We start from the raw sequence: 26,303 nt of genomic DNA on the forward strand, positions 1-26,303 counted from the left end.
ATTTATAATTTAAAATTAATATTACTTAAAACAATATGACGACACAATCACCTGATATCTTCGATGCTACGCGTAATAATGACAAAAGTCGAATTTATGAATTGTTAAAAAGCGGAATAGATATAGACTCTACAAATGAAAAAGGATTTACTCCTTTAATTCTGGCTACTTATAATGGTCATTTAGAGCTTACAAGTGCTTTATTAGAAGAAGGAGCAGCAATAGATCATCAGGATGACTCTGGTAATACAGCTTTGATGGGTGTTTGCTTTAAAGGAAATGAAGAAATTGTTGATCTGCTTCTCAAAAAAGGGGCAAATCCTAATATCAAGAACTTAAATGGTGGGACAGCTTTAATGTTTGCAGCTATGTTTGGCCATGAGAATATCTTCAGGAAAATTGTAAGTGCGGGCGGAGATTTAAGAGCGCGTAATAATATGGGCTTAAATGCTATAGATCTTGCAGCTCAACAAGGCAACCAGTCAATGGCAGATCTTATTTATGAGCTAAGCCTGGAGCATTAATAAAATTTAAGATAACTTTAATACACCCTGACACAATCACTGGCAATACAAGCAGGGGCCAAACGTTCAATAAGTATTGTCTCTTTTAACGTTTTCGCATATTCTTTGTAAATTTGCCCGTTAAGAAATCTATTTATGATCATTGTAAAGTCACAAGAAGAAATTGAACTGATGCGAGAAAGCGCACTAATCGTTTCTAAAACATTAGGCATGCTTGCAGCAGAAGTAAAACCAGGAGTAACCACATTACATCTGGATAAACTTGCAGAAGAGTTTATACGTGATCACGGTGCTATACCAGGATTTTTAGGACTTTACGATTTTCCCAATACGTTATGCATGAGCCCAAATGATCAGGTGGTTCATGGCTTTCCTACAGATAAACCTTTAATTGAAGGTGATATAATCTCTATAGATTGTGGAGCTTTAAAAAATGGTTTTTACGGGGATCATGCTTACACTTTTGAAGTTGGCGAAATTGATCCTGAAACTAAAAAACTGCTTGATGTGACTAAAGAATCCCTTTATGTAGGCATAGCAGAGTTTAAATCTGGCAACAGAGTAGGTGATGTAGGTTTTGCGATACAGAATTTTTGTGAAAGTCATGGTTATGGTATTGTAAGAGAACTTGTAGGCCACGGCCTGGGAGCAAAAATGCATGAAGACCCCGAAATGCCAAACTACGGTCGCAGAGGTCGCGGTAAGAAATTTGTAGAAGGCATGGTTGTAGCAATAGAACCTATGGTTAATATGGGAACACATCGCATTAAGCAACACCGCGATGGCTGGACGATCACAACAAGAGACAATAAACCAAGTGCTCATTTTGAGCACGACGTTGCATTAGTAGACGGAAAACCTGAACTTTTATCAACTTTTAAGTATATTTATAAGGCGCTAGGGATTGAAAGCGATGAAGAAGAACCCTTTCGCGCCAAACAACTCACAACTTAATCTCGCACCCATTTGAATCATGCAATTAGAAACATGGATAAACTACCGTGAAGATGATTGGGAAGACGACTATTACATTGGATTATCTAACTATGGCAGAATGCGCAGCTATGTTAACAATCCACAAGGCAGCATCATCTCAGGCGGTACAATAAACGGCTACACAACACTCAATGTGAAGCTCAAGAACGGCAAAAGACGCAATTTTTATTTGCACAAGATTTTAGCCAAAGCTTTTCTTAAACCCAAAGAAAACGAGAAATCTGTAATTCATATCAATCATGATAAGGAAGACAACAGATTGGTCAACTTAAAATGGGTAACGCATAAAGAGCGCTACGCCCATCAAAAAACGAGTCCGCTGGATATTAAAAGGCGCACTTCAGGCAAAAGGCATTACACTAAACTTAGCTATGCTGAAGCTAAAATTCTTAAGAAAAAACTGCTTGACCCAAACAGACGAACGCGACTGCGTATTCTGGCAAAGCAATTTGGCGTTTCAGAAATGCAGCTTCACCGCATAAAGACCGGTGAGAATTGGGGTGATCTGGAAATATGATCAAATCTCTTTTTAAAAAATCTTTAAATACAATACCCAGGCCTTTACTTATACGTTTAAGTTATTTAGTAAAACCCTTTCTTGCTGCGCTCTTAAAAGGAGACAGATACGTCGATCCTATTGACGGCAAAGGCTTTTCTAAATTCTTGCCGTATGGCTATGGTACACCGCGTGAAAACGTATTATCACCATCTACTCTTTCTTTAGAAAGACATCGCCTATTGTGGTTATATTTAAAGAACGAAACAGACTTTTTTACTAAAAAGAGAAAAGTACTTCATTTTGCCCCTGAGCAAGCTTTTTACAAACGTTTCAGAAAGCTGAAAAACCTCGATTATACCACAACAGATCTCAATTCGCCCTTAGCAGATATCAAGGCAGACATCTGCGATCTGCCGTTTGAAGATGATGCTTATGATTTTATCTTCTGCAATCATGTACTTGAGCACATACCAGATGATACCAAGGCCATGCAAGAGCTTTATCGGGTTCTAAAACCTAATGGTATAGCCATACTTCAAATTCCGCAAGATTTAAAAAGGGAAAATACGTTTGAAGATGACAGCATAACAGACCCTAAAGAGCGCGCAAAGATCTTTGGCCAGTACGATCATGTACGCGTTTACGGCAGAGATTATTTCGAGAAATTGAGAAAAATCGGCTTTAAAGTGCAAGAAATCGACCTTACAGCCCAAATATCGGCGCAAGAGGTTGATAAATACAGATTAGCTCAAGGCGAAATTTTACCAGTATGTTCTAAATAACTTATTAATTATTATATTTCGGGAGTGAGAAAATTTCTGTTCTTAATCACTCTCTTTACATTTTGTTCGGCTGTTGCCCAAAGTACTAATGACTGTGTAGATGCCATACAATTGTGTGGTAGTACGCCCGTGGGCTTAGATCCAGATGGCGTAGGCTTTGATGAATTTAGTTTGCCAGATAATTTTGAGCCGCCCTGTTATTCTTTCAGTAATAATACGGCGCGGTTTAAAATAGTAGTAGAAACAGGAGGTTACCTGGGTTTTGATCTTATTCCAGATAATGCGACTGATGACTATGATTTTGCCATTTATGGTCCCGTAGACGATTGCTCCTTTTTAAGCAGTTCTATACGCTGCTCAAGTACAAATCCAGGAGAAGCGGGAGTACCGGCTGCTACAGGTCTTAACGAGACAGCTAATGATATTGTTGAAGGACCCGGCGGTGATGGTGACGGCTATCTCAAATGGCTAACAGTTAATACGGGAGAAACGTATTACTTACTTATAGACAGAGCCCATGGTTCTCAGGGATTCCAAATAAATCTTACAGGAAATGCTACCCTCCCTACTCCACCAGAATTTAACGAGCCTTCAGACCTATTAGCGTGTGATGACGACGATGTTCAGGATGGCTATTACACTTTTGATCTTGCTCCCCAAACGTATTATATAGGCAAAGACAATCCTGATGCAATCGTAACACACCACGCGACTCTTAATGATGCTAACCTTGGTATTAATGCACTAAGGCCTGATTACAGAAATACTAAAAACCCCCAAACTGTTTTTACCCGCATTGCTTCAAAAAATAGCGGTTGCATAGACATAACCACTTTTAAGCTTAAAGTACAGGAACAACCCTACGCACTTAACGATATTTATTTATGCGACATAGTAACGCCTTATGCATATGATCTAAATACTTTAAGTATGGGAATAGCAAATGGTGACCCCAACCTAAACATAAGTTATTACAACTCGTATCTGGATGCTGAAAATGAGACAAACTCTGTAAGCACAAAAACTATTATTGATGCCGAAAACGTAATGTTTGTCAAAATTCAAAACGAAGTTATACAAAGTTGCACGGTTATAGACTCTTTTAAGATTCTCTTAGTTAAAGGGCCTGTGCTTTCATCTGTTTCAGATATTTATGTTTGCAAAGATGACAGAACGCAAATCACCTATGATCTGGAAGCCAAAAAAGACGAAATTATAAGCAACCTTGGCCATTCAGATTACGCAGTTAAGTTTTATGACACCATACCAGATCGAGATCTGCAACAAAACGAATTGCCATTGTCATACTTAACAAGCAGTACTTCAAAACCAATTTATTTTAGTGTAATTGATAATGAAACCGGCTGCACATTATTTGAAGATTTTGAGATTATAGTTCAGCCAAATCCGGAATTCACTCTACCCAAAGAACTATTCTATTGCCTCAATTCTGAAGATCCCTTAACAATTAGCGCACCTTCCGGCTTTAAATATTACAAATGGAGCACAGGAGATGAAGGAGTTGCCAGAAATACAGTACAAGTTAGAACCGGAGGTAATTATTGGGTAACTGTAAGTAATGACGCAGGATGCACAAGCACACAAAATACCACCGTAGTCACATCAGATATTGCTTCCGCGAAAGGCTTACAAACATCAATTCTAAATTATCCTGATAATGAAATTACAATTACCGTTGATGGCGTAGGCGATTATGAATATTCATTAGATCAGGGAATTTTTACACCCTCTAACCATTTCGAAAAAGTATCAATGGGCTATCATGATATTATAGTACGTGACAAAAATGGATGCGGCGCAATAACTGTTGGACCTTTTCTGGTGCTTGATTATCCTCGGTTTTTCACACCTAACAATGATGGCTACAATGACAGATGGGAAGTAATAGGCCTATCTGAATTTCCCGGTTATACGTTGCGTATTTTTGACAGATATGGGAAGATGCTTAAGCAGATAACAGAGCAAGCTCCATACTGGGACGGCAGCTATAATGGTAAAAAACTTCCTTCTGGTGATTACTGGTTTTCACTTGAATTAACCGATAATTTAAGCACAAAAGGACATTTTAGCCTTTTATCTAATTAGTCTTCTACTAAATACTTTTCAAAACCCTTTGACATGTACACATTTGTGCTGTCATGATGCGCATATAGCAGATAGGCTTCAATTCCATTTATAGAATCCAGAACTTTTTTAGATTTTTCCAGACCTAAAGCCATAAAAGCAGTAGCATACGCATCTGCCTCTGCACAGGTATTTGCGATTACCGTAGAACTCAAAATATCACTTCGCTCTGCCAACCCTGTTAACGGATTTATAGTGTGCACAAATTTCTTACCCGTTAGAGAATCAACTCTAAATTTTCTATAATTTCCAGAACCTGCCATTCCTTTATCGGTGAGGCTAACAATCTTGGTATAACCGCGATCTTCTACCGGCGCGTCGATATTCTCTATCCCAACAGCCCATGCTTTTTGCTTGTCCAGATTTATACCTTTTGCCCTGAGCTCACCTCCTAATTCAATAAGATAATTGGTTACTCCGTTTTGCTCGAGCATTTCTCCTACTCTATCAATGCAATAACCTTTTGCAATGCTATTAAAATCGAGATAAACAGCCTTATTTTCTTTAACGATAGTTCCTTTGCTGGACAATTTGATCTTATCCAGCCCTACGTAATTGCGCAAACTATCTAGAACCATACTATCCAGAGTATTTATTGCCTTTCCGGGACCAAAACCATACGCATTTACTAAAATACCCACTGTAGGATCGTAATATCCGCCTGTGGATTCAAAAACTTGCCTGGAAAGGCCTAAAACCTCCTTAAACATATTATCTACCACCACAGTTGTATCACCGCTATTGATGCGAGAAATATCTGAAGTGGGAATATATGTAGACATAGATTGATTAACAGCTGCAATAACCGAATCAAATTTCGCAGGAGCGTTAAATTCTTCTGAGCTGTAAAACTGAACCTGATAGCCGGTGCCTAATGCCTCGCCTCTAAGCACCATTAAATCTTGTTTCTTTTCACAAGAAATAAGGAGCATTAAAAATAGTGCTGATATTAAAAATGTACGTATCATTTGATTTCTTGTAAACCTTTATATACAACTGAATAATCTGTTCCTTTCTCTACTGGCTTACCATAATCTGTGGCATTACCAAGTCCCACACCAGCATAATAAGTCTGAGCTTCAAATTTATCTGCATGCGTCTTTATGGTCTGCATAAAAACAGGATCATACTCTTCTGGCTTTTCAGGATAGGAAACAGCACGAACTATTACAAAATGGAGGATCTTATTTTTAAGTGCAACAAATTGCGGGTTTCTCTTGAGTTGAGAGTTCACGCCCAGAAATTCGAAACCCTGCGCTTCAAGATCTTCTCCTACGATGTTCATCGCCAAATTATGTAGTTCTTGTTTTGTAAGTTCTTCCGCCATATAATTGATATAAAGCATTATTGTCTTTAAAAAGAAAAACCGATGCTACTTACATCGGTTTTTCTTTTTATGAATATATGTGATTAACCACCAAAGTCGTCAAAACGAATATTCTCATCTGGAATACCGAAGTCTTCACCCATTTTCTGAACCGCCTGGTTCATAAGTGGAGGTCCACAGAAATATAATTCTATATCTTCAGGAGCTTCATGTTTGCTCAAATACTGATCTATTACAGCATTATGAACAAAACCTACAAAGCCATCACCTTCATCATCTACATCTTTTTTAACCTTCCAGTTATCTACTTCTAAAGGTTCTGAAAGTACAAGATAAAATTTAAAATTATCAAATTCTTTCTCAAGATCACGGAAGTGCTTTAGGTAGAAAAGTTCGCGTTTAGAACGACCACCATACCAGTAAGTCACTTTACGTCCTGTTTTTAATGTTTTGAACAAATGATACAAGTGAGAACGCATAGGCGCCATCCCTGCACCACCACCTACGTAAAGCATTTCAGCTTCAGACTCATTGATGAAGAATTCACCATAAGGTCCTGAAATAATAACTTTATCGCCAGCCTTTCTGCTAAAAATATATGAAGAGGCAACACCAGGGTTTACACTCATCCATTGATTTTTAGAACGATCCCATGGCGGAGTTGCTATACGTACGTTAAGCATAATCTCACGTCCTTCTGCAGGATAAGAGGCCATTGAGTAAGCACGCTCTACGGTCTCGTTATTTTTCATAACAAGTGGCCATAAACCAAATTTATCCCACTCTTCCTGAAATTTCTTAGGATCTTCATGTTCTTCAGGGTGCGCGGTAATATCTATATCTTGAAATTTAATCTCACATTGCGGGATTTCAATCTGAATATAGCCCCCAGCTTTGTAATTCATATCCTCAGGGATCTCAACTACAAATTCTTTGATAAAAGAAGCTACGTTCCAGTTTCTAACAACTGTCGCTTCCCATTTTTTAATACCAAAAACTTCTTCAGGAATAGTAATATTCATGTCTTGTCTTACCTTAACCTGGCAAGCTAGACGCGCTCCTTCTGCAAGTTCTTTACGTGTAAAATGCGGTGTTTCTGTAGGCAACGCTTCACCACCACCTTCAAGTACGTGACATTCACACTGTATACACGTACCACCACCACCACATGCTGATGGAAGAAATACTTTTTGACTACCTAGGGTAGATAATAATGAACTACCAGAAGGCACTTCAATTTCCTTCTCCCCATTGATAGTAATTTTTACCGGCCCTGATGGAGATAACTTTTCTTTGGCGAATAGTAATAAGGCAACCAGAACGATAGTTAACGTAAGGAAAGCTACTACTGTTGCTATAATTACACCTAGTGTACTTGCTACTAAGAACATATTATTCGTTTATTTTATCGTTAGTTGTTTCGGCTATCTGCTCGTGAATCTCAACCTTGTTATTAACGTCAACCTGCGTTACAGATGCCTGTTCTTCTGCAGAATCATCGTTATCACCAGTTAACATGCCACCAAAGCTCATAAAACCAATTGCCATTAAACCTGTTATTATAAATGTAATCCCTAGACCTCGTAATGGGGCAGGTACACTAGAATAACGTATTTTCTCACGTATAGATGCAATTGCCAAAATAGCAAGAAACCATCCTATACCAGAGGCAACACCATAATTAAGAGCTAGTCCTAATGTAGGGATATCACGTGATTGCATAAATAAAGAACCTCCTAAAATCGCACAGTTTACAGCGATAAGTGGCAAGAATATACCTAATGAAGTATATAAAGATGGTGAGAACTTCTCTACCACTATTTCTACTAATTGTACCATAGTTGCAATGGTCGCAATGAATAAAATAAATGAAAGGAAGCTCAAATCATAATCTGCATATTCTGGGCCTAACCATTTTAAAGCGCCGGGACGCAGTACATATTGATCAAGCAACCAGTTCATAGGCACTGTAACAGCAAGTACAAATATTACTGCTGCACCAAGACCTACTGCTGTAGATACTTTTTTAGAAACTGCCAGAAATGAGCACATCCCTAAGAAAGTGGCAAATACCATATTATCAATGAATATGGATTTAAAAAATAACTCTATATGTTCTAACATAACTATTTTTTTTAACTGTGTACGTTTCTAGTTCTCTTCTATTAAAGCACTATTACGTGAGCGCTGTACCCATATAATGATACCTAAAACGATAAGTGCCATGGGTGAAAGCAACATAAAACCGTTGTTCTCATAACCAATTGCATATAATCCTGTTTTAGCGATAGGATCTCCTAATACCTGAAAACCAAGTAAAGTTCCAGAACCTAATAATTCTCTAAAGAAACCTACGATGACTAATATAAAACCGTAACCTGCAGCGTTACCTACACCATCAAGGAAAGATTGCCATGGACCATTACCTAAAGCAAAAGCCTCAAAACGCCCCATTATAATACAGTTTGTAATAATAAGACCAACAAATACAGACAAGGTCTTACTTAGTTCATAAGCAAAAGCGTGTAATATCTGGTCAACTATAATTACCAAAGCCGCAACTACAACCAGCTGAACGATGATACGAATCTTAGATGGTATAATATTTCGCATAAGCGAAATAACCACATTACCTGCTGCCAATACAAAAATTACAGATATAGCCATCACTATAGATGCCTTTAACTGTGCCGTTATCGCCAGAGCAGAACATATACCTAAAACCTGAATGGTAATTGGATTATTATCAGTTAATGGATCTAATAAAAGACCCTGCTCTTTTTTTGAAAGTATAGCCATAATTAAATTTTTATTTCTTTAAGATAAGGAACATAAAGTTTTACAGTACTATTGATCATAGCTGTTACACCATTACCTGTGATAGTAGCTCCAGCCAGTGCATCTACTTTATTATCACCCTTGCGCTCATTAAGTGGATCATTATTACCCTTAGCAACAGTAATACCAGCATACTTTGTACCCTGCATTATCTCTTCGCCGGTAAAATCATCCATAAAATAACGTTGCTTGATGTTTGCGCCCAGACCAGGTGTTTCTCCTTTATGATCAAAATACACGCCTTGTACTACAAAATTCTCATCAACAGCAACAAAACCCCAGATAGCATCCCAAAGACCTTTACCGTATAAAGGGATTATATAGTAATCTTTGTTCTCCTTCTCACCTACAAAAAGAGGTAATCTGCGCTCATTTTTGTCTTTATTTAACTCACTCTTGAGATCAATAAGATAAGCAGCCGTATCAGATTTTATTTCACCATTCTGTATAACCAGTTGTTTCTTGATGTACTTGCTAAATTCTGCCTCAACTTTATCAGTCGCAACAAAAATAGCAGCACCGTCTCCTTCAACATTTTCATTAACTCCCATAGCGTAGAGAATATTCTGCTGCTTTTCAAACTTCTCATTTACCTGTATAGTTGGTTTTAAAGAAGAAGAAACAAAGGCAAGAAGTGATCCTACTATGAGTACCATAGCTATAGCGAAAATTATCGTGTAGCTATTTTTATCTGTATTTGCCATTACTAAGCTGTTTTAAGTTTAAGTCTTTTCATTCTACGTTTAATGTTTGCATTTACCACATAATGATCAATGGTAGGTGCAAATACATTCATAAGCAATATCGCAAGGAATACACCTTCTGGAAATGCCGGGTTGAAAACACGTATCATAATTGAGAAGAAACCTATTAGGAAACCATAAATGTATTTCCCAGTATTAGTTTGAGATCCCGTAACAGGGTCTGTTGCCATATATACAATACCAAAGGCAAGACCACCTATTATTAAATGCTTCCAGTAGGGCGCACTCATTAAACCATAAAACTTACTACCTTCTCCTATCCATCCTGCATCTACTACGCCATTAAATATTAGACCCATTGCAATAGCACCTATTACAGCACTTAGCATGATTCTCCAGCTGGCAATTTTAGTATAGATAAGGAATAAACCTCCTAATACGATTAGGAAAGTAGAAGTTTCACCCACAGATCCCGGTATAAAACCAAAGAACATATCAGATATTGAGTAATGCATGTCTGTACTCTGAGCAAGACTACCTAAAATTGTCTCTCCAGATAAAGCATCTACATTAGCACCTTTTGCAATTTCTTTAGCATTTTCTACTGCACCATGCACCCATACTTTATCACCACTCATCCATGTAGGATAAGCAAAGAACAAGAAAGCACGTATAGTAAGAGCTGGATTAAGAATGTTCATCCCTGTACCACCAAATACTTCTTTACCTATAATTACACCAAACACAACAGCAACTGCAAGCATCCATAAAGGCACATCTACAGGTACTATTAAAGGCACAAGCATACCGGTTACTAAATAACCTTCTTCTACCTCATGGCCTTTAATTACAGCAAAAATAAATTCAACTAACAACCCTACTCCGTACGATACAATTACTAAAGGAAGTACTGTTATCGCCCCCAGAGAAAAGTTTTCCCATGTAAGAAAATTACCAAAAACATCTGGCTCTCTTATTACACCATTAGCAGCATCAACAGCTGCATAATGTTGATACCCCGCATTAAAAATACCAAAAAGCAATACTGGCAATAAAGCCATAATTACGGTATTCATAGTGCGTTTTAGGTCATCTGCAGCTCTAATATGAGAACCGCTCTTTGTAGTTTCATTAGGTGTATAAAGAAAAGTATGCAACGCGTTAAAAGCGGGCGCCATCTTCTTATCCTTGTAGTCTTCTTTAAGACTGTGAAGTTTTTCTTTTAATCCCATTTCTATTATCCTATTTCTTTATGCATTATATCAAGACCCTTACGTATGATCGCCTGATGGGGTTGCTTAGATATGCAGATAAATTCTGTTAAAGCGAAATCTTCAGGTGCTACTTCATATAGACCCATTTGCTCCATCGCATCAAGATCTTCTACAAGACACGCCTTCAATAACTGAAGAGGGTATATATCAAATGGAAAAACCTCTTCGTAGCTTCCGGTAAAAACGAATGCTCTGTGCTCACCATTAGTATTAGTATCAAGATTATATTTCTTTTTAGGAAACAACCATGAAAATGTCAATGCCCTTGTAACAGACACTTTATTAAACACAGGCTTATTCCACCCAAAAAATTCATAATCATCACCTTCAGGTATAACTACAAACTCATTATGATAATATCCTAATGAACCATCAGGAGCAACTTCTGTACCTGTTAGTACGTTTCCAGAGATCATTCTTACATGCTCGTCCTTAAGACCTGCATCATAGACAAAGGTTGAAACCTCAGATCCTATTTTTGTTCTGTAATATTTTGGTGATTTAATAGCAGATCCCGAAACCGATATAACACGCTCTGCATTATATTTTCCGGTTAATAATAGTTCTCCTATTATAACAAGGTCTTCAGCATTAATAGTCCAAACTGTCTCTCCTTTATTAACAGGATCTATTTTATTTATCTGTGGCCCCACATTACCAGCAGGATGTGGCCCTGAAACTGTATGAAGAGTAAGATCTTTAAGACCTCCAAAAGGTGATCCTGAAGCATTATTTACAGAAACGTGAACGCTACCTGTGGTTAGTTTACTCAGGGCTGTAATTGCAGCTTGTAACTCAGCTTCCTTCCCTTGTAAAACGAAATCATAATCTGGAGCTAAAGGCGCACTATTAAAACCTGAAATAAAGATAGATTTAGGTTCTGCGTCTGTATCTGCGATGATATCGTAAGGTCTTTGTTTTATAAACGGCCAAAGCCCGGTAAGCATTAAGTACTCTTTAATAGCAACTGCATCTGCGCTCGCTGCGTTGATCAAAGGATTCTCAAAATACATTTCCGTCCCGTCGCCCTCAATAACGAGGTGAGTAATCACACGTTTAGGCCCTCGTTTTATCTCTACAAGCGTACCGCTTACAGGAGAAACAAACTTGAGATTTACGTTAGATTTAGAATGGAAAATAGGTTCTCCGGCTTTAATTTTAGCCCCTTCTTTAATTATCATTTTTGGAGTAATCAAATGAAAATCAGAAGGTTTGATCGTGTAGGTTCTTGATATTGGCGCTGCTGAAATAACCTTTTCTGCCTCACCAACTAGTTTAATATCAAGACCCTTTTTGATCTTAATGTCTTTTGACATAGGGAATTTATGTTAAAGTTCTTGTTGTTCCCGTTATTTTCGGGTGGGCAAATTTACAAATTTTACAATGCTAACACACAAGTAAACTCAATAAAATTGTTAAAGGAATTTATTAAAACGTTTGCGCAAATTATCTATGCCTTTCTTTATAAACCAGCCATCCTTTTTAGAGATATCATAATCTACTTTTAAGGCATGCAATTTGTTTAACTTTGAAAAAAACTTTTTAGTCCTGTAATGAAGTATCTCTCTTACTTTTTGCTTATCTCCCTCTTGAATTTTTCACTTTTCGCTCAGGTGGAAAATGAAATACCAGCTCCTAACTATATAAAGACCGTACAGTTTAAAGGCAACACTCAATTAAGCCAATTACCTCTGCTTAGATTAGGCGATCAGCTCCTTCTAACTTTTGATGACATAATTGGGGACGAAGCTAATTATTACTATACCATTAATCACTACAATGCAGACTGGACACCCAGTTCGTTAGCTAAGACCGAATACATGGAAGGTTTTGATGATGTACGCATTTTTGATTACACAAATTCTGTAAGCACACTACAACTCTACACACATTACACCCTTACCATACCTAATAAAAACACCCGGCAATTAACAAAAACCGGCAATTATATGCTCAAAATCTACAATGATGCGAAAGAGCTTATTTTTTCAAGAAAGTTTATGATCTATGATCCTGTAGTTACGGTAGGCGTTGAAATTCTGCGTACACGAGATTTAAATACTATAGACACAAAACAGGTTGTAAATTTTAAAGTTGATAGCGGCGATAATATTCTTATCAATCCAGACAAGACAATAACCCCCTTAATTATACAAAATAACGACCTAAACAACTCAATTATCGGCTTAAAGCCTCAATATACTCTAGGCAATGTGCTTCAATACAGATATGACGAGGAAGCTTCTTTTTATGGTGGTAATGAGTTTTTAAGCTTTGACAATAAAGATGTGCGGGCTGCAACAAATACGATTCAGTATATCGAATTAAGAAAATTGTACCATAATTATTTATATGTTGTACCCACCCGGGCAGAGCTGCCTTACACTTATAATCCAGACATTAATGGCAATTTTGTGATACGAACGCTACAAGGTCAGAATCCCGATTCTGAAGCAGAATATGTCTGGATGCATTTCGCTGTAAAGCATGATCTATTACCAAAAGAGCAGGATATTTATATTTATGGTGGTTTTAATAATTATGTTCTTGACCCCTCACTAAAAATGAAATATAATGTTGAAGCGGGTATTTATGAATTACCTGTTTTACTGAAACAGGGCTTTTATAACTACAAGTACGTAGTCTCAGAAAATGATAAAAAATTGCCTTATAACCCTGTAGGAGGAGATTTCTGGCAAACTGAAAATGAATATGACGTGCTCATTTATTATAGAGAACCGGGCGCCAGATATGATAAATTAATTGGCGCAGGCAACGCTTTATCTACTAATATTTCTAATGTGAGAAGGAATTGATCTTAAAATTCGTTTTATATTTAAAACGTGAAAGATACACCTGTAGCAAGTAATAGCAGAAAAGCCGTAAAATACCGCGGTGTAGTTTGTCTTAATTGTGATCAACCTCTCGATCTAAGTGATAGATTTTGCCCCTATTGCGGACAACTGAACACAACTAAGAAACTATCTCTAAAAGACTTTTTTAATGAGTTTTTTGGCAGTATTTTTTCGTATGATTCAAAATTCCGGCTTACACTTTCTGCCCTTATTCTGCATCCGGGAAAAATCACTAAAGATTATATAGCCGGCAAACGCACACAATACTCTAATCCTTTTAGGTTCTATTTTACGGTGTCAATCATCTTTTTTATTATCTGGGGTTTTACCTCAGGACTTGATGAATGGCGCGGTAACGGCAACAAAAGTATTTTTGAGTACAATACAGGTTTTAAGGAAGCCCTTAAAAATCCACAAAAGCTTGATTCATTGACTCAATTGTATGGTAATGATGAGAAAAAACTTGACTCGGTCCTTAAGGCTGTTTACCTCAATCCCAAAAAAGACTCTATATCTGCAACTGTCATAGATCTTAAAAAACTTGACAGCCTCAATATTGTTAGCTCTACATTTAAACGTTACGAGATCTACAACAGCTATTTTGAAAAAAACGAGCAATATGACGCTAAAATCGCGCTAGAAAGCGTAAAAGACAGAAATACCGCCTATCACAGATGGCTCTATAATAAGGTAATAGATTCGCAGTCATTTTCTAAAAATCCCGGTCTGTTTATAAATTACGCAGTAAGCAAACTTCCGTTTGTCATTTTCTTTTACTTACCTGTTTTTGCACTTTTTATATGGTTGCTATACGCTCGCCATAACCTTAAATACATGGAGCATCTTATCTTTACTTTTCATGTACAAACCATATTCTTCATCATATTTTCTATTGCACTCATAATATCATATATCACAAACACAAAGTGGATTATTAATATTGCCGCGCTACTTTTTATCTTCTATATCTATAAGTCTATGAGGCATTTCTACGGACAGGGACGCACTAAAACTGTCTTCAAATTTGTAATTATGAACTTTATATTTATTATTTTAGCTGTAATAGCGACGGCATTAGCAACTTTTGTTGCTTTTCTAATCTATTAAGCATGGTGCAGCAGGTCACACAAGGAATTAAAATTTCTGTAGAAACCCACTTTGAAGGCACATTTTATAAAAATTATAAAATGCATTATGCCTTTGGCTACCAGATAAGCATAGAGAATCAAAGTAAAGATTCTGTACAGCTTACTTCCAGACATTGGAAAATTCATGACGCCCTTAATCATCTGGAAATTGTAGATGGAGAAGGCGTTATAGGCAAAAAGCCGGTTTTAAAACCCGGCGAAACTCACACCTACAGATCTGGTTGTTTACTCACCTCCCCGTTTGGCGCTATGAGTGGTCATTACAACATGATAAATTTTACTACCACAAGCAGATTTAAAGTCATAATTCCCACCTTTAAACTTAGCGCACCTTTCGCACAGAATTAAATCTCAATCATTACATTCTAGTAAGAAAATTCACTGTTTGCATAAACTTTCATAATATCTAAATATGCCCATTCTGCACTAAAGCATACGTACTTAATTTTGTAACTTGCTCCCTTTATTTTTCAGAATTAAAAACAATTAACTAATAAATCATGGGAAAAGGATTTTTTGAAGTACCCATCGCTATTAATGAACCTGTAAGATCATACGCCCCAGGCTCACCAGAACGTGATGAAGTTCTTGCAACATATAAAGAAATGTACAATAGCAAGATAAATGTACCTCTATATATAAATGGTAAAGACATTGAGACAAACACTACACGTACAATGTCTCCACCTCACGAGCATAAGCATATTTTAGGTGAATATCATCTTGCCGAAAAATCGCATGTAGAAGAAGCTATAACTACAGCCCTTGAAGCAAGAAAAACATGGTCGCAATTACCATGGGAGCAACGTGCAGCTGTTTTTCTTAAAGCAGCAGAACTTATACAAGGCCCATACCGTGCAAAAATAAACGCAGCGACAATGCTCGCTCAATCAAAGAACATTTATCAGGCAGAAATAGATTCTGCTTGTGAACTTATCGACTTTCTCAGATTTAATGTGCAGTATATGGCTGAGATCTATGCAGACCAGCCAGAATCAAGTTCTGCAGCGTGGAACCGTGTAGAGCACAGACCTCTTGAAGGTTTTGTTTATGCTGTAACCCCATTTAACTTTACGGCTATTGCCGGAAACCTTCCTGCATCAGCAGCTTTAATGGGAAATGTTGTAGTATGGAAACCCAGTGACAGCCAGGTGTATTCTGCTAAAGTTATTATGGATGTTTTTCGCGAAGCCGGCGTTCCTGCAGGAGTGATAAATGTAGTAATGGGCGACCCCGCAATGATCACAGAAACTGTACTTGCAAGTCCAGATTTTGCAGGTATTCACTTTACAGGATCTACTCACGTGTTTAAAGATATCTGGGCTAAAATTGGCGCAAACATTCACAATTACAAAACGTATCCTCGTATTGTAGGAGAAACCGGTGGTAAAGATTTTATTCTTGCTCACCCAACTGCAAATGCAAAACAGGTTGCTACGGCTATCTCTCGCGGCGCTTTTGAATTTCAGGGTCAAAAATGTAGTGCAGCAAGCAGATGCTATATACCTGCTTCATTGTGGGATGAAGTAAAAGGCTATGTAATAGAAGATGTGAATTCTTTTAAAATGGGTTCTCCTGAAGATATGAGCAATTTTATAACTGCTGTTATTCACGAGGGATCTTTTGACAAACTCGCAAAGTATCTCGATCAGGCTAAAGAAGATGATAATGTAGAGATAATTGTAGGGGGTGGTTATGATAAATCTGAAGGCTATTTTATTGAGCCAACCGTTTTGTTAACTACAGACCCAAAATACACTACGATGTGTACTGAACTTTTTGGCCCGGTTATTACTGTTTTTGTTTATGAGGACGAAAAGTGGAGTGAAACACTTGAACTTGTTGATGGCACTAGTGAATATGCCTTAACAGGAGCTGTTCTTGCTACAGATCGCATTGCAATTACTGAAGCTACAACTGCCTTGCAGAATGCTGCAGGTAACTTTTACATAAATGACAAACCTACAGGGGCAGTAGTAGGTCAGCAACCCTTTGGTGGTGCTCGTGCTTCGGGTACTAATGATAAAGCCGGTAGCGCCCTTAACCTCCTGCGTTGGGTTTCTCCACGATTAATAAAAGAAACATTTGTAACTCCTGTAGATTACAGATATCCGTTTTTAGGTTAATTCTGGTAGATTTTATATATTAAAAGCACGTTTTTTAGGAGCGTGCTTTTTTATTTCGCGCAAGCTTCAATGTTAACTTAATGTTACGTGAAGTTAAATTTAAGGTTAAGTTGATATTATTTTTGTATATTTGAACACTAAATATTAGAGAGATTATGATGAATGATGAGAACAAAATGTACTTGCTTAAGATGAAGTACTCTGTTATCGATGTAACACAAAACAAAAAGAACAGAAAGATTACCCGTAAAAAGGAGAAGCTGTATTTAGTGCGTGACCTAAGTATGATCGATGAGAAACTTAGAGAATTAGAAGATACTTTACTAGAAGAGCAAGAGACAAGTAAAAAGACCTTAATAGGAAAGGCCCAAGATTTCCTTAAACACTTTGGGTCCTTATGCAACCAAACATATTATAATGTTTTGCGCACCTAATTAAAATTGAAAAGCGACCAAAATGGTCGCTTTTTTTTATCCTTTATATTTTAACGGCAGGTGAACTACCTTTTTAGTGTCGTAAAATTCTTCTTCAAAGTAATCTTTTAGATCATAGATCTTTGCAGCTTTATATTTAGCCAACTCTTCTTCAAGATCACCTCCCTTTAAATACAGAATACCATTTTTTAGATCGTGCGTACTTTTCTTAGCAATTTTTCCTTTTACCCAGTGTACAAAGGTTTCCATTTGAGCTACGGCACGACTTACAATAAAATCATATTGACCATCTACATTTTCTACTCTGTCATTTGTAGTCTTCACATTTCTAAGACCAAGTCCTGCAACAACCTCATCAACCACCTTAATTTTCTTACCAATACTGTCAACAAGATGAAATTCTGTCTCTGGAAATAGTATAGCTAACGGCACACCAGGAAAACCACCGCCCGTACCTACATCTAGTATTGAATCGCCAGGCGCAAAAGGTTGAACTTTAGCTATACCTAAAGAATGCAGTACATGTCGCAGGTATATCTCATCTATATCTTTACGGGAAACAACATTTATTTTAAGATTCCAATCCTGGTACAGTTCACTCAACTTGGCAAACTGCTCCAGTTGCTTTTTATCAAGGTCTGGGAAATACTTGGTAATAATATCCATAAATCTAACTTTTCGGGTGCAAAATTAGCTTTTTAAGACGTTAAATTGGTAGAATCTACGCTTCTAAAAAATTATAGTCTTATTTTTGTTAGATTATAACGTTTTGGCAAATTCAGCGTTATAGGCATACTACATTTTTAATATGGAAAATAAAACAATAAGATTCTCGCGAGTTGATTCAGCCCGCTTCTTCAGAACACTAAATAAAAGGGTTAACACCTATTTTAAAGAAAATAATCTTGAACGTACCGGTAACTGGAAGTTATATGTAAAATCTGCGGTTATGTTCAGCATGTTTCTTACTCCTTACTTCTTACTTTTAACGCTTTCGCTTCCGGGATGGTTGCAGTTACTACTTACTATTGTTATGGGTGTTGGTATGGCAGGAGTAGGTATGAACGTAATGCACGATGGTAACCATGATTCTTTTTCTAAAAAGAAATGGGTAAATAAATTAATGGGAAGCAGTATTTATATTCTGGCAGGTAATGTTTACAACTGGCAGGTGCAACACAATGTACTGCATCATACCTATACTAACATTCATGGTCACGATGAAGATCTGGAAGCAGGTAGAATTTTGAGGTTTTCAAAACATGCTAAATGGTATAAGCATCATAAATTTCAGCACTTCTACTCCATTTTTCTATATGGTTTACTAACCTTTAATTGGGCTATCACAACAGATTTTCTACAGATGAAGCGTTACTTAAAGCGAAAACTCTCTTATGGCGAATTCCCAAATCCTACTCTTGAATGGACGAAACTGGTTATCACCAAAGTAGTTTACATCACAGTGTGGATCGTTCTACCATTGCTTATCTTAGATATCGCATGGTGGAAGGTTATTCTGGGATTCTTTATTATGCATTATACTGCAGGTGTTATCTTAAGTGTGGTATTTCAGTTAGCTCATGTTATTGATCAGGCAGATATGCCAATACCAGATAATACGGGCTCAATGAAAAATACCTGGGCTATTCATCAGCTTTTCACCACGGTGAATTTCTCTACTAAAAACAGAATTGTAAACTGGTTTACAGGCGGTCTTAACCATCAGGTTGAGCATCATATTTTTCCGCATATTAGCCATGTGCATTACACCAAGATCTCAAAAATAGTTAAGGAAACGGCAAAAGAATTCAATCTGCCTTATAACGAATATAAAACTACCCGAAAAGCGGTGATCGCACATTTTAGATATTTAAAAGAAATGGGAATGCGACCAACTTTAACAACAGCTTAATCATCAATTAATACATGGAAACATTGACTAATCCACTTTCAGACAGGATAAATAAATTACAGACATCTGCCACTTTAGCGATGGCTGCAAAAGCTCGTGAACTACGTGCAGAAGGCAAAGACGTTATTGGCTTAAGTCTTGGTGAGCCAGACTTTAATACTCCAGATTTCATTAAGGATGCCGCAATACAGGCGATTAATGATAACTACAATACATACTCTCCTGTTGATGGTTATGTAGAATTAAAAGATTCTATTATCACAAAATTTAAGAGAGATAATAATCTCACTTATGATCGCTCTCAAATTGTAGTTTCTACAGGGGCAAAGCAATCTCTGTACAATATTGCACAGGTATGTCTTAACCCCGGTGATGAAGTGATACTACCTTGTCCTTATTGGGTAAGCTATAGCGACATCGTGCAACTCGCAGAAGGTGTTCCTGTAGAAGTACCAACTTCTATCGACTCTGATTTTAAAATGACTCCAGAGCAACTTGAGGCAGCAATTACACCTAATACTAAAATGCTTTGGTATAGCTCACCTTGCAACCCAAGTGGTTCTATTTACAGCAAAGAAGAATTACGTGCTTTAGCAGACGTACTTCAAAAGTATCCGCAAATAATAGTTGTTAGCGATGAGATCTATGAGCATATCAATTATGTGGGTGATCATGCCAGCATGGCTCAGTTTGAAGATATGTATGACCGCACGGTTACCGTTAACGGTGTAGCAAAGGCATTTGCTATGACAGGCTGGAGAATAGGTTACATAGGCGCTCCTACTTATATCGCAAGAGCTTGTAACAAAATTCAGGGTCAGGTAACCAGTGGTGCAAATTGTATTGCACAGCGCGCTGTTATTACTGCACTTGAAGCTCCGGTAAGCAAGATACAATATATGGTAGATCAGTTTAAAGAGCGTCGTAAGCTCATTTTAGATCTGCTTAATGAAATTCCGGGATTTGAATGCAACGAGCCTGAAGGTGCTTTTTATGTATTTCCTAATATTTCGTATTATTTTGGTAAAACCCTAAACGGGACGTCAATTTCTAACGCTTCAGATTTTGCAATGTATTTACTTGAAAATGCAAATGTAGCGACTGTAACAGGCGATGCCTTTGGAGGTCCTACTTGTATACGCATCTCTTATGCAGCCAGCACCGAACAAATAAAAGAAGCAATGGCTCGAATTAAAAAAGCTGTATCATAAATGTCTAAAATACTCCTGTTAGGTAGCGGTGAACTAGGTAAAGAATTTGTAATAGCAGCAAAAAGACTGGGGCAAACAGTGATAGCAGTAGATAGCTATGCTAACGCTCCTGCTATGCAAATCGCAGATCATTTTGAGGTTATTAATATGCTCAATGGCGACGCTCTCGATGCTGTGGTTGCAAAACATAAACCTGATTATATTGTTCCCGAAGTTGAAGCAATTCGTACAGAGCGATTTTATGATTATGAAATTGAAGGATATAAAGTAGTACCGTCTGCCAGAGCTGCTAATTTTACGATGAATAGAAAATCTATTCGTGACCTTGCGGCGAAAGAATTAGGACTACGTACTGCAGCATACAGATATGCTTCTTCTCCTGCAGAATTATTTACCGCAGCAGAAGAAATAGGATATCCATGCGTTATCAAACCACTCATGTCTTCCAGCGGGAAAGGTCAAAGCCTCGTAACTTCTGAAGAAGGTATTGAAGCTGCCTGGACCTATGCGCAAAAAGGCTCAAGAGGCGATGTTGCGGAAGTTATTATAGAAGAATATATAAAGTTTGATTATGAAATCACACTTCTAACGGTAACACAAAATAACCTGCCTACCTTATTCTGTGCACCTATAGGTCACAGACAGGAATCTGGAGATTATCAGGAAAGCTGGCAACCAGCCGAAATGAATAATCACGATCTGAACGCTGCTCAGGATATGGCAGAGAAAATTACTGAGTCACTTGGTGGAGCCGGAATTTGGGGCGTTGAGTTTTTTGTAACCAAAGATGGTATTTACTTTTCAGAATTATCACCCAGACCACATGACACAGGAATGGTAACGCTTGCAAACACCCAAAATCTTAATGAGTTTGAATTGCACTTAAGAGCGATCTTAAGCCTGCCTATTCCTGAAATCACTTTAGAAAAAATGGGTGCGAGCGCGGTGATACTATCTACAGTCATCAATGACCATCCTGCGTATGAAAATGTAGAAGTTGCTGCTGTTATGCCTAAAACTGATTTTAGAATCTTTGGTAAGCCTACTGCAAGACCTAACAGACGTATGGGCGTAGTTGTAAGCTATGATGACCTTGACGGTGACATTGACCTTGTGAGAGAACGTGCATTTCAATCTGCTAAGGAAATAAAAGTAGTATAATGAAAATTGAATTGGCAGACATACCGGTAAAAGAAATCATGCCCGGTTTTCACGGAAGATTAATTCATAATACAAATTCTACATTATCGTTTTAGGGTGTAGAAAAAGGTGCAGAACTCCCGGAACAAAGCCATTTTAACCCTGGCGCTGTAGTTGTAATACCACCAAATTCTAACACAGCGGCAAAGCAATCACAGCTTATAAATTACCAGATACATTCTCTCCCGTAAGAGAAGATTACAAATAAAAAAGGCGACTCTATGAGTCGCCTTTTTTATCTAAAATACCCGATTTTTATCCTTTTTTAGGGGATTTTTTCTATTTAAATACGTTATTTCTAGTGAACTTTTAGGTCTGCCGCCAGATGTTCCATGATCATTTCTGCATGAACTCTGGTATTCTCAATAAAGAGTTTACTTGTCTGCATACCAGAATTGATCACTCCGGCCACATAAACATTCTTAAGCGGTGTTTCAAGCGTATCTGGATTATGAATGGGTGATTTATGGTTTTCTTCATCAATAGGTAAGCCTAGCTTCTCGAAGAGTGCATAATTAGGAGTATAACCTATCATGGCAAGTACAAAATCGTTCTCTAGCTCTACTTCGCCATCAGGAGTCACAAGTACAACAGTATTTGGTCGTATCTCCTTTACAATTGTGTTAAAGTAAGCTTTAATTGCGCCTTCTTTGATTCGATTTTCTATGTTAGGTTTAATCCAGTATTTTGTATTAGGATAGATCTCGTTTTCACGAATTGCCATAGTCACCTCTGCCCCTTTATAATAAGTTTCAAGCGCAACATCACAAGCCGAATTTGCCGCACCTATAACTAATACTTTTTGATTTACATAGGGATGTGGGCTGTCATAAAAATGCTTGACTTTTGGCAGATTTTCACCCGGAATGTTCAATTTTCTGGGCGTATCATAAAATCCAGTTGATATGATAACAGCCTGAGTTAAGAAATTCCCTTTTCCGGTTTCAATTATATAATCACCCGCTTCCTGTTTCATTGAGAGTACAGGAGTATATAATTTTATGTTTAGCTTCCAGCTTTCGTGTACACGTCTGTAATACTCAAGCGCTTCTTTACGGGTGGGTTTGTCGTTATGAGCAACAAAAGGCACTTCTCCTATCTCAAGCAGATTAGAAGTTGAGAAGAAGGTCATTTGTTCAGGGAAATTATATAAAGAGTTAACTAAAACCCCTTTTTCAAGAATTATATAATCTAATCCTTTTTTGGTAGCCTCAATAGCACATGCGAGACCTATGGGCCCACCGCCTATAATTATAAGTTGATACTTTTTCACAGTTATTTTTAAGCTTTTGGTTCAAAGAACAAAAAACTCAAAGTTAAGGCAATACTAGTGATTACGCCAGAAAAATGGAGTGAGTAAGATAAGTACGGTAAAAAGCTCAAGTCTTCCTATTAGCATAAGAAAAGAACACCACCATTTACCTAAAGCCGGCAACGCATCAAAATTATTTACCGGGCTAAGAGCACCAAATGCTGGCCCAACATTACCTAATGAAGAAGCAGAACCTCCTAAAGCAGTAGGAAAATCGAGCCCTAAGGCTGCTAAACCGCATGCGCCGATTATCCAAGCAAGCATATAGAGTATAAAGAAAGCTAGTATATTAAACACAATAGGTTGCGGTACCGCTTTCCCATTGTATCTAACGGGTAGAATCGCATTAGGATGAAGCGTACGCTTAAATTCAAGAACGCCGTTACGTATTGTAATTAAGTGACGCACAACCTTTATTCCCCCGGCTGTAGAGCCTGCCGAGCCACCTAAAAACATCAGCCCAAAAAATATAATTGTAAGAAAGGGCGTCCACATAGTAAAATCTGCAGAAACAAATCCGGTTGTGGTTATTACGGAGATCACCTGAAATAAACCATGCCTAAAAGCACTTTCTACTTTCCCCAAGACCATAGGATGATCTATTGATGAAATCGAAACATCTGCTTTAAAAATTATAACAAGTGCAACCAGCAATGTAAATCCTAAAATGAAAGTACTATAGAGTTTAAATTCCTCATCTTCCCATACTCTTTTCAATTTTCCTTTAAAGGCGAAATAGCTCAATACAAAATTGGTACCAGCCAAAAACATAAAAATTATCAGGATGTATTGAATTGCAGGATTATCATTCCAGTGGGCAACACTTGCGTTTTTAGTACTAAAACCTCCCGTAGAAAGCGTGCTCATTGCATGATTTATGGCATCTAAAAATGACATTCCCGCCAGTTTTAACGCTATAGTTTCCGCTACTGTGTACCCAAAGTAAATAAGCCACAAACGCTTGGCTGTATCTGTTATTCTGGGATGCAATTTATCTGCACTTGGTCCAGGAGCTTCTGCTGCAAATAACTGCATACCACCAATTCCCAGTAACGGCAAAATGGCAATAGTGAGCACGATTATTCCCATCCCGCCTATCCAATGCGTTGTACTGCGCCAGAATAGCACTCCGTTTGGCATTGCTTCAATATCATTGAGAATAGAACTTCCGGTGGTCGTATAGCCACTCATCGTCTCAAAGAAAGCATTTGTGAGTGAAGGAATTGCTCCGGAAAAAATGTAGGGCAAACAACCACTTAATGACATGAAAATCCAACCAAAAGCCACTACAATATATCCATCTCTTTTCTGAAGTTCCTTTCTGTGATCACGTGTAAAATACATGAAAACAGTACCAATTAAAATAGTAAGAAATCCTGCTGATGATATGCTCAAAGCGATATCTACATCATCGTAGAAATAACCCACCATAGCAGACAAAAGCATAAAGCCACCGTTGAATACTAACAGCAGCCCCATTAAATGAAAAATAATTTTGAAATTAAGTCTTGGCACCCGGCTTATATAAACATTCGTTCTACCTTATTAATTGAGCGAAGTAAGCAACACACCACAATACGATCACCTACTTTTATGACATAATCTCCCAGCGCAATCACACCCACACCATCTCGCACTACTCCACCTATTGTTGCAGAACGGGGAAAATCAAGATCTTTAATGCGCTTACCTATAACCTGAGATTTTGGCTTAGCAATAAACTCCAGTAATTCAGCATTCATATTGTTAAGCTTTGTCATAGCCACAACATCTCCTTTTCTTATATATCTAAATATGTTATTAGCCGCAAGAAGCTTCTTGTTTATAAGAGTATCAATACCGATGCTATGTGAAAGCTGAAAATAATCCATATTTTCTACAAGAGCGATCGTTTTTTTAACGCTTTTAGATTTCGCCACAAGGCAAGACATTATATTTGTCTCACTGTTTCCTGTTACAGATATAAAAGCATCCATATCATAGATATTCTCTTCTTCTAGGAGCTCTACATTACGCCCATCACCGTTTATAACCAATGTTCTGGGTAGTCTCTCGGCAAGTTCAAAAGCCTTGTCTTTATCTTTCTCAACAAGTTTTACTCTAAAGTTATGTGAGCACAGATCTTTAGCCGTTTTATAACCTATTTTACTACCGCCCAGAATCATCACATTTTTGATCTCCTGCTTCATTTTCCCGGTAAGCTTATAGATTTCTTCCACGCCACCCTTTACAGTCATGAAATAAACCTGGTCGCCTTCTTTAAAAATAGTATCACCCCTGGGTATAAGCGTATATTGGGTGCCAGAACGCTGTATGGCTATGGGCATAAAATGTAGCTCGGGAAATATAAGCGCTGCTTCCTTTACACTTTTGCCTACAAATGAAGCTGTTCGCGAAAGCGCTGTCCCTACCATGGTCAATGCTCCATTTTCAAACTCGTAGCTGTCGTTAAAAGCAGACTGATTAAGCAAAAGTTCTATCTCTGAAGCAGCAAGACTTTCTGGCGAAATAAGCTCATCTATACCAAATTTCTTAAAACCAACCATATCCTGGTTTTCAATAAATTCAGTATTAGATATACGTGCAATAGTGCGCTTTGCCCCCATTTGTTTGGCGAGAACGCAAATAGTAATATTTGTTGTTTCACTTGCAGTTACACTAATGATAAGATCTGTATTTTCTATACGCGCATCTTTTAACACCGCAATAGAAGTAGAATCGCCTCGTATTGTACGTATATCAAGATGTGTATCTGCGTAAGCAATACTATCCTTGTTAATATCTATAAGTGTAATGTCTTGAGACTCGAAGGAAAGTAACTTTGCTAAATGAAATCCTACTTCGCCTGCCCCTGCAATGACTATCTTCATAAAAGATTTTGAACTTGAAACGCTACAAATATACATGATTTAGGTTCACTACCTGAAGATTGCCTTTTCTCACATATTCTTAGATCAAGTACTAAATAGAACAGATGAATATCAACTTGTGTATAAATTGTAAAGCTCAGGTTACT

Annotated in this window: 25 protein-coding genes; 13 read left to right on the forward strand and 12 right to left on the reverse strand. The window is 37.6% G+C overall.

Annotation, left to right across the window (positions count from 1 at the left end):
• Positions 1 to 35: 35 nt before the first annotated feature.
• From ACH3O9_RS02980 to ACH3O9_RS03000, 5 genes are all read left to right on the forward strand, one after another.
• Complete coding sequence (locus tag ACH3O9_RS02980) at positions 36 to 524, forward strand: ankyrin repeat domain-containing protein (RefSeq protein WP_416444244.1); 489 nt, start codon at positions 36 to 38, stop codon at positions 522 to 524.
• Between the two features lie 135 nt (positions 525 to 659).
• Complete coding sequence (gene map / locus ACH3O9_RS02985; RefSeq protein ID WP_416444246.1) at positions 660 to 1,478, forward strand: type I methionyl aminopeptidase; 819 nt, start codon at positions 660 to 662, stop codon at positions 1,476 to 1,478.
• A 19-nt stretch (positions 1,479 to 1,497) separates the two neighbouring features.
• On the forward strand, positions 1,498 to 2,037 hold the full coding sequence (locus ACH3O9_RS02990) for an HNH endonuclease (protein ID WP_416444248.1): 540 nt from the start codon (positions 1,498 to 1,500) through the stop codon (positions 2,035 to 2,037).
• Positions 2,034 to 2,801: a class I SAM-dependent methyltransferase gene (locus ACH3O9_RS02995; protein WP_416444250.1), complete on the forward strand. Its 768-nt coding sequence runs from the start codon at positions 2,034 to 2,036 to the stop codon at positions 2,799 to 2,801. Before ACH3O9_RS02990 ends, ACH3O9_RS02995 begins: the two co-directional genes overlap by 4 nt.
• A gap of 24 nt (positions 2,802 to 2,825) precedes the next feature.
• On the forward strand, positions 2,826 to 4,907 hold the full coding sequence (locus ACH3O9_RS03000) for a T9SS type B sorting domain-containing protein (protein WP_416444252.1): 2,082 nt from the start codon (positions 2,826 to 2,828) through the stop codon (positions 4,905 to 4,907).
• Here the strand turns inward: ACH3O9_RS03000 and ACH3O9_RS03005 are convergent.
• From ACH3O9_RS03005 to ACH3O9_RS03040, 8 genes are all read right to left on the reverse strand, one after another.
• Entirely contained in the window at positions 4,904 to 5,914 is a 1,011-nt protein-coding gene (locus ACH3O9_RS03005; RefSeq protein ID WP_416444254.1) for an FAD:protein FMN transferase, read from the reverse strand. The two genes, ACH3O9_RS03000 and ACH3O9_RS03005, sit on opposite strands and share 4 nt — an antisense overlap.
• On the reverse strand, positions 5,911 to 6,273 hold the full coding sequence (locus tag ACH3O9_RS03010) for a Na(+)-translocating NADH-quinone reductase subunit F (protein ID WP_416444256.1): 363 nt from the start codon (positions 6,271 to 6,273) through the stop codon (positions 5,911 to 5,913). Before ACH3O9_RS03010 ends, ACH3O9_RS03005 begins: the two co-directional genes overlap by 4 nt.
• A gap of 83 nt (positions 6,274 to 6,356) precedes the next feature.
• Positions 6,357 to 7,664 (reverse strand): NADH:ubiquinone reductase (Na(+)-transporting) subunit F, encoded by a 1,308-nt coding sequence (nqrF, locus tag ACH3O9_RS03015; protein WP_416444258.1) that lies wholly within the window; start codon positions 7,662 to 7,664, stop codon positions 6,357 to 6,359.
• A 1-nt stretch (position 7,665) separates the two neighbouring features.
• Positions 7,666 to 8,397 (reverse strand): NADH:ubiquinone reductase (Na(+)-transporting) subunit E, encoded by a 732-nt coding sequence (gene nqrE, locus ACH3O9_RS03020; RefSeq protein WP_416444260.1) that lies wholly within the window; start codon positions 8,395 to 8,397, stop codon positions 7,666 to 7,668.
• Positions 8,398 to 8,424: 27 nt separating this feature from the next.
• Positions 8,425 to 9,072 carry an NADH:ubiquinone reductase (Na(+)-transporting) subunit D gene (locus ACH3O9_RS03025; RefSeq protein WP_416444262.1) on the reverse strand — a complete coding sequence of 216 codons (648 nt, stop codon included), beginning with the start codon at positions 9,070 to 9,072 and terminating at the stop codon, positions 8,425 to 8,427.
• A 2-nt stretch (positions 9,073 to 9,074) separates the two neighbouring features.
• Positions 9,075 to 9,815, reverse strand: a complete 741-nt coding sequence (locus ACH3O9_RS03030) for a Na(+)-translocating NADH-quinone reductase subunit C (RefSeq protein WP_416444264.1) — start codon at positions 9,813 to 9,815, stop codon at positions 9,075 to 9,077.
• A 2-nt stretch (positions 9,816 to 9,817) separates the two neighbouring features.
• Positions 9,818 to 11,047: an NADH:ubiquinone reductase (Na(+)-transporting) subunit B gene (locus ACH3O9_RS03035; RefSeq protein WP_416444266.1), complete on the reverse strand. Its 1,230-nt coding sequence runs from the start codon at positions 11,045 to 11,047 to the stop codon at positions 9,818 to 9,820.
• Positions 11,048 to 11,052: 5 nt separating this feature from the next.
• A complete protein-coding gene (locus ACH3O9_RS03040) occupies positions 11,053 to 12,405 on the reverse strand; it encodes a Na(+)-translocating NADH-quinone reductase subunit A (RefSeq protein ID WP_416444268.1) in 1,353 nt (450 codons plus the stop codon).
• 237 nt (positions 12,406 to 12,642) lie between these two features.
• Here ACH3O9_RS03040 and ACH3O9_RS03045 point away from each other — a divergent pair, with 237 nt between their 5' ends.
• From ACH3O9_RS03045 to ACH3O9_RS03065, 5 genes are all read left to right on the forward strand, one after another.
• Positions 12,643 to 13,905, forward strand: coding sequence for a DUF5103 domain-containing protein (locus ACH3O9_RS03045; RefSeq protein WP_416444270.1), 1,263 nt, complete (start codon positions 12,643 to 12,645; stop codon positions 13,903 to 13,905).
• A gap of 27 nt (positions 13,906 to 13,932) precedes the next feature.
• Positions 13,933 to 15,051, forward strand: a complete 1,119-nt coding sequence (locus ACH3O9_RS03050) for a DUF3667 domain-containing protein (protein ID WP_416444272.1) — start codon at positions 13,933 to 13,935, stop codon at positions 15,049 to 15,051.
• A gap of 2 nt (positions 15,052 to 15,053) precedes the next feature.
• Positions 15,054 to 15,440 (forward strand): Co2+/Mg2+ efflux protein ApaG, encoded by a 387-nt coding sequence (apaG, locus tag ACH3O9_RS03055; RefSeq protein ID WP_416444274.1) that lies wholly within the window; start codon positions 15,054 to 15,056, stop codon positions 15,438 to 15,440.
• Positions 15,441 to 15,592: 152 nt separating this feature from the next.
• A complete protein-coding gene (gene pruA, locus ACH3O9_RS03060; protein ID WP_416444276.1) occupies positions 15,593 to 17,218 on the forward strand; it encodes an L-glutamate gamma-semialdehyde dehydrogenase in 1,626 nt (541 codons plus the stop codon).
• 191 nt (positions 17,219 to 17,409) lie between these two features.
• Positions 17,410 to 17,652 carry a hypothetical protein gene (locus ACH3O9_RS03065; protein WP_416444278.1) on the forward strand — a complete coding sequence of 81 codons (243 nt, stop codon included), beginning with the start codon at positions 17,410 to 17,412 and terminating at the stop codon, positions 17,650 to 17,652.
• A 36-nt stretch (positions 17,653 to 17,688) separates the two neighbouring features.
• On the opposite strand, the gene rsmG is transcribed toward ACH3O9_RS03065, so the two are convergent.
• Positions 17,689 to 18,318, reverse strand: coding sequence for a 16S rRNA (guanine(527)-N(7))-methyltransferase RsmG (gene rsmG / locus ACH3O9_RS03070; RefSeq protein WP_416444280.1), 630 nt, complete (start codon positions 18,316 to 18,318; stop codon positions 17,689 to 17,691).
• A 142-nt stretch (positions 18,319 to 18,460) separates the two neighbouring features.
• On the opposite strand from rsmG, the gene ACH3O9_RS03075 reads away from it, so the two are divergent.
• The 3 genes from ACH3O9_RS03075 to purT are packed head-to-tail and all read left to right on the forward strand — an operon-like array spanning position 18,461 to position 21,936.
• Complete coding sequence (locus tag ACH3O9_RS03075; RefSeq protein WP_416444282.1) at positions 18,461 to 19,564, forward strand: fatty acid desaturase family protein; 1,104 nt, start codon at positions 18,461 to 18,463, stop codon at positions 19,562 to 19,564.
• Positions 19,565 to 19,587: 23 nt separating this feature from the next.
• Positions 19,588 to 20,775: a pyridoxal phosphate-dependent aminotransferase gene (locus ACH3O9_RS03080; protein ID WP_416446612.1), complete on the forward strand. Its 1,188-nt coding sequence runs from the start codon at positions 19,588 to 19,590 to the stop codon at positions 20,773 to 20,775.
• The gene (gene purT / locus ACH3O9_RS03085) at positions 20,776 to 21,936 is read left to right on the forward strand and encodes a formate-dependent phosphoribosylglycinamide formyltransferase (protein WP_416444284.1); all 1,161 of its coding nucleotides are present in this window, start codon (positions 20,776 to 20,778) and stop codon (positions 21,934 to 21,936) included.
• 337 nt (positions 21,937 to 22,273) lie between these two features.
• Here purT and ACH3O9_RS03090 read toward each other — a convergent pair whose 3' ends face one another.
• Genes ACH3O9_RS03090 through trkA form a run of 3 tightly spaced genes read right to left on the reverse strand, consistent with a single transcriptional unit; the run spans position 22,274 to position 26,157 of the window.
• Positions 22,274 to 23,248: a YpdA family putative bacillithiol disulfide reductase gene (locus ACH3O9_RS03090; protein WP_416444286.1), complete on the reverse strand. Its 975-nt coding sequence runs from the start codon at positions 23,246 to 23,248 to the stop codon at positions 22,274 to 22,276.
• 54 nt (positions 23,249 to 23,302) lie between these two features.
• Entirely contained in the window at positions 23,303 to 24,766 is a 1,464-nt protein-coding gene (locus ACH3O9_RS03095; protein ID WP_416444288.1) for a TrkH family potassium uptake protein, read from the reverse strand.
• Between the two features lie 41 nt (positions 24,767 to 24,807).
• Complete coding sequence (gene trkA, locus ACH3O9_RS03100) at positions 24,808 to 26,157, reverse strand: Trk system potassium transporter TrkA (protein ID WP_416444290.1); 1,350 nt, start codon at positions 26,155 to 26,157, stop codon at positions 24,808 to 24,810.
• Between the last annotated feature and the right edge of the window lie 146 nt (positions 26,158 to 26,303).

The sequence above is a fragment of the Leeuwenhoekiella sp. A16 genome (genome assembly GCF_047946675.1).
Taxonomy (GTDB): Bacteria; Bacteroidota; Bacteroidia; order Flavobacteriales; family Flavobacteriaceae; genus Leeuwenhoekiella.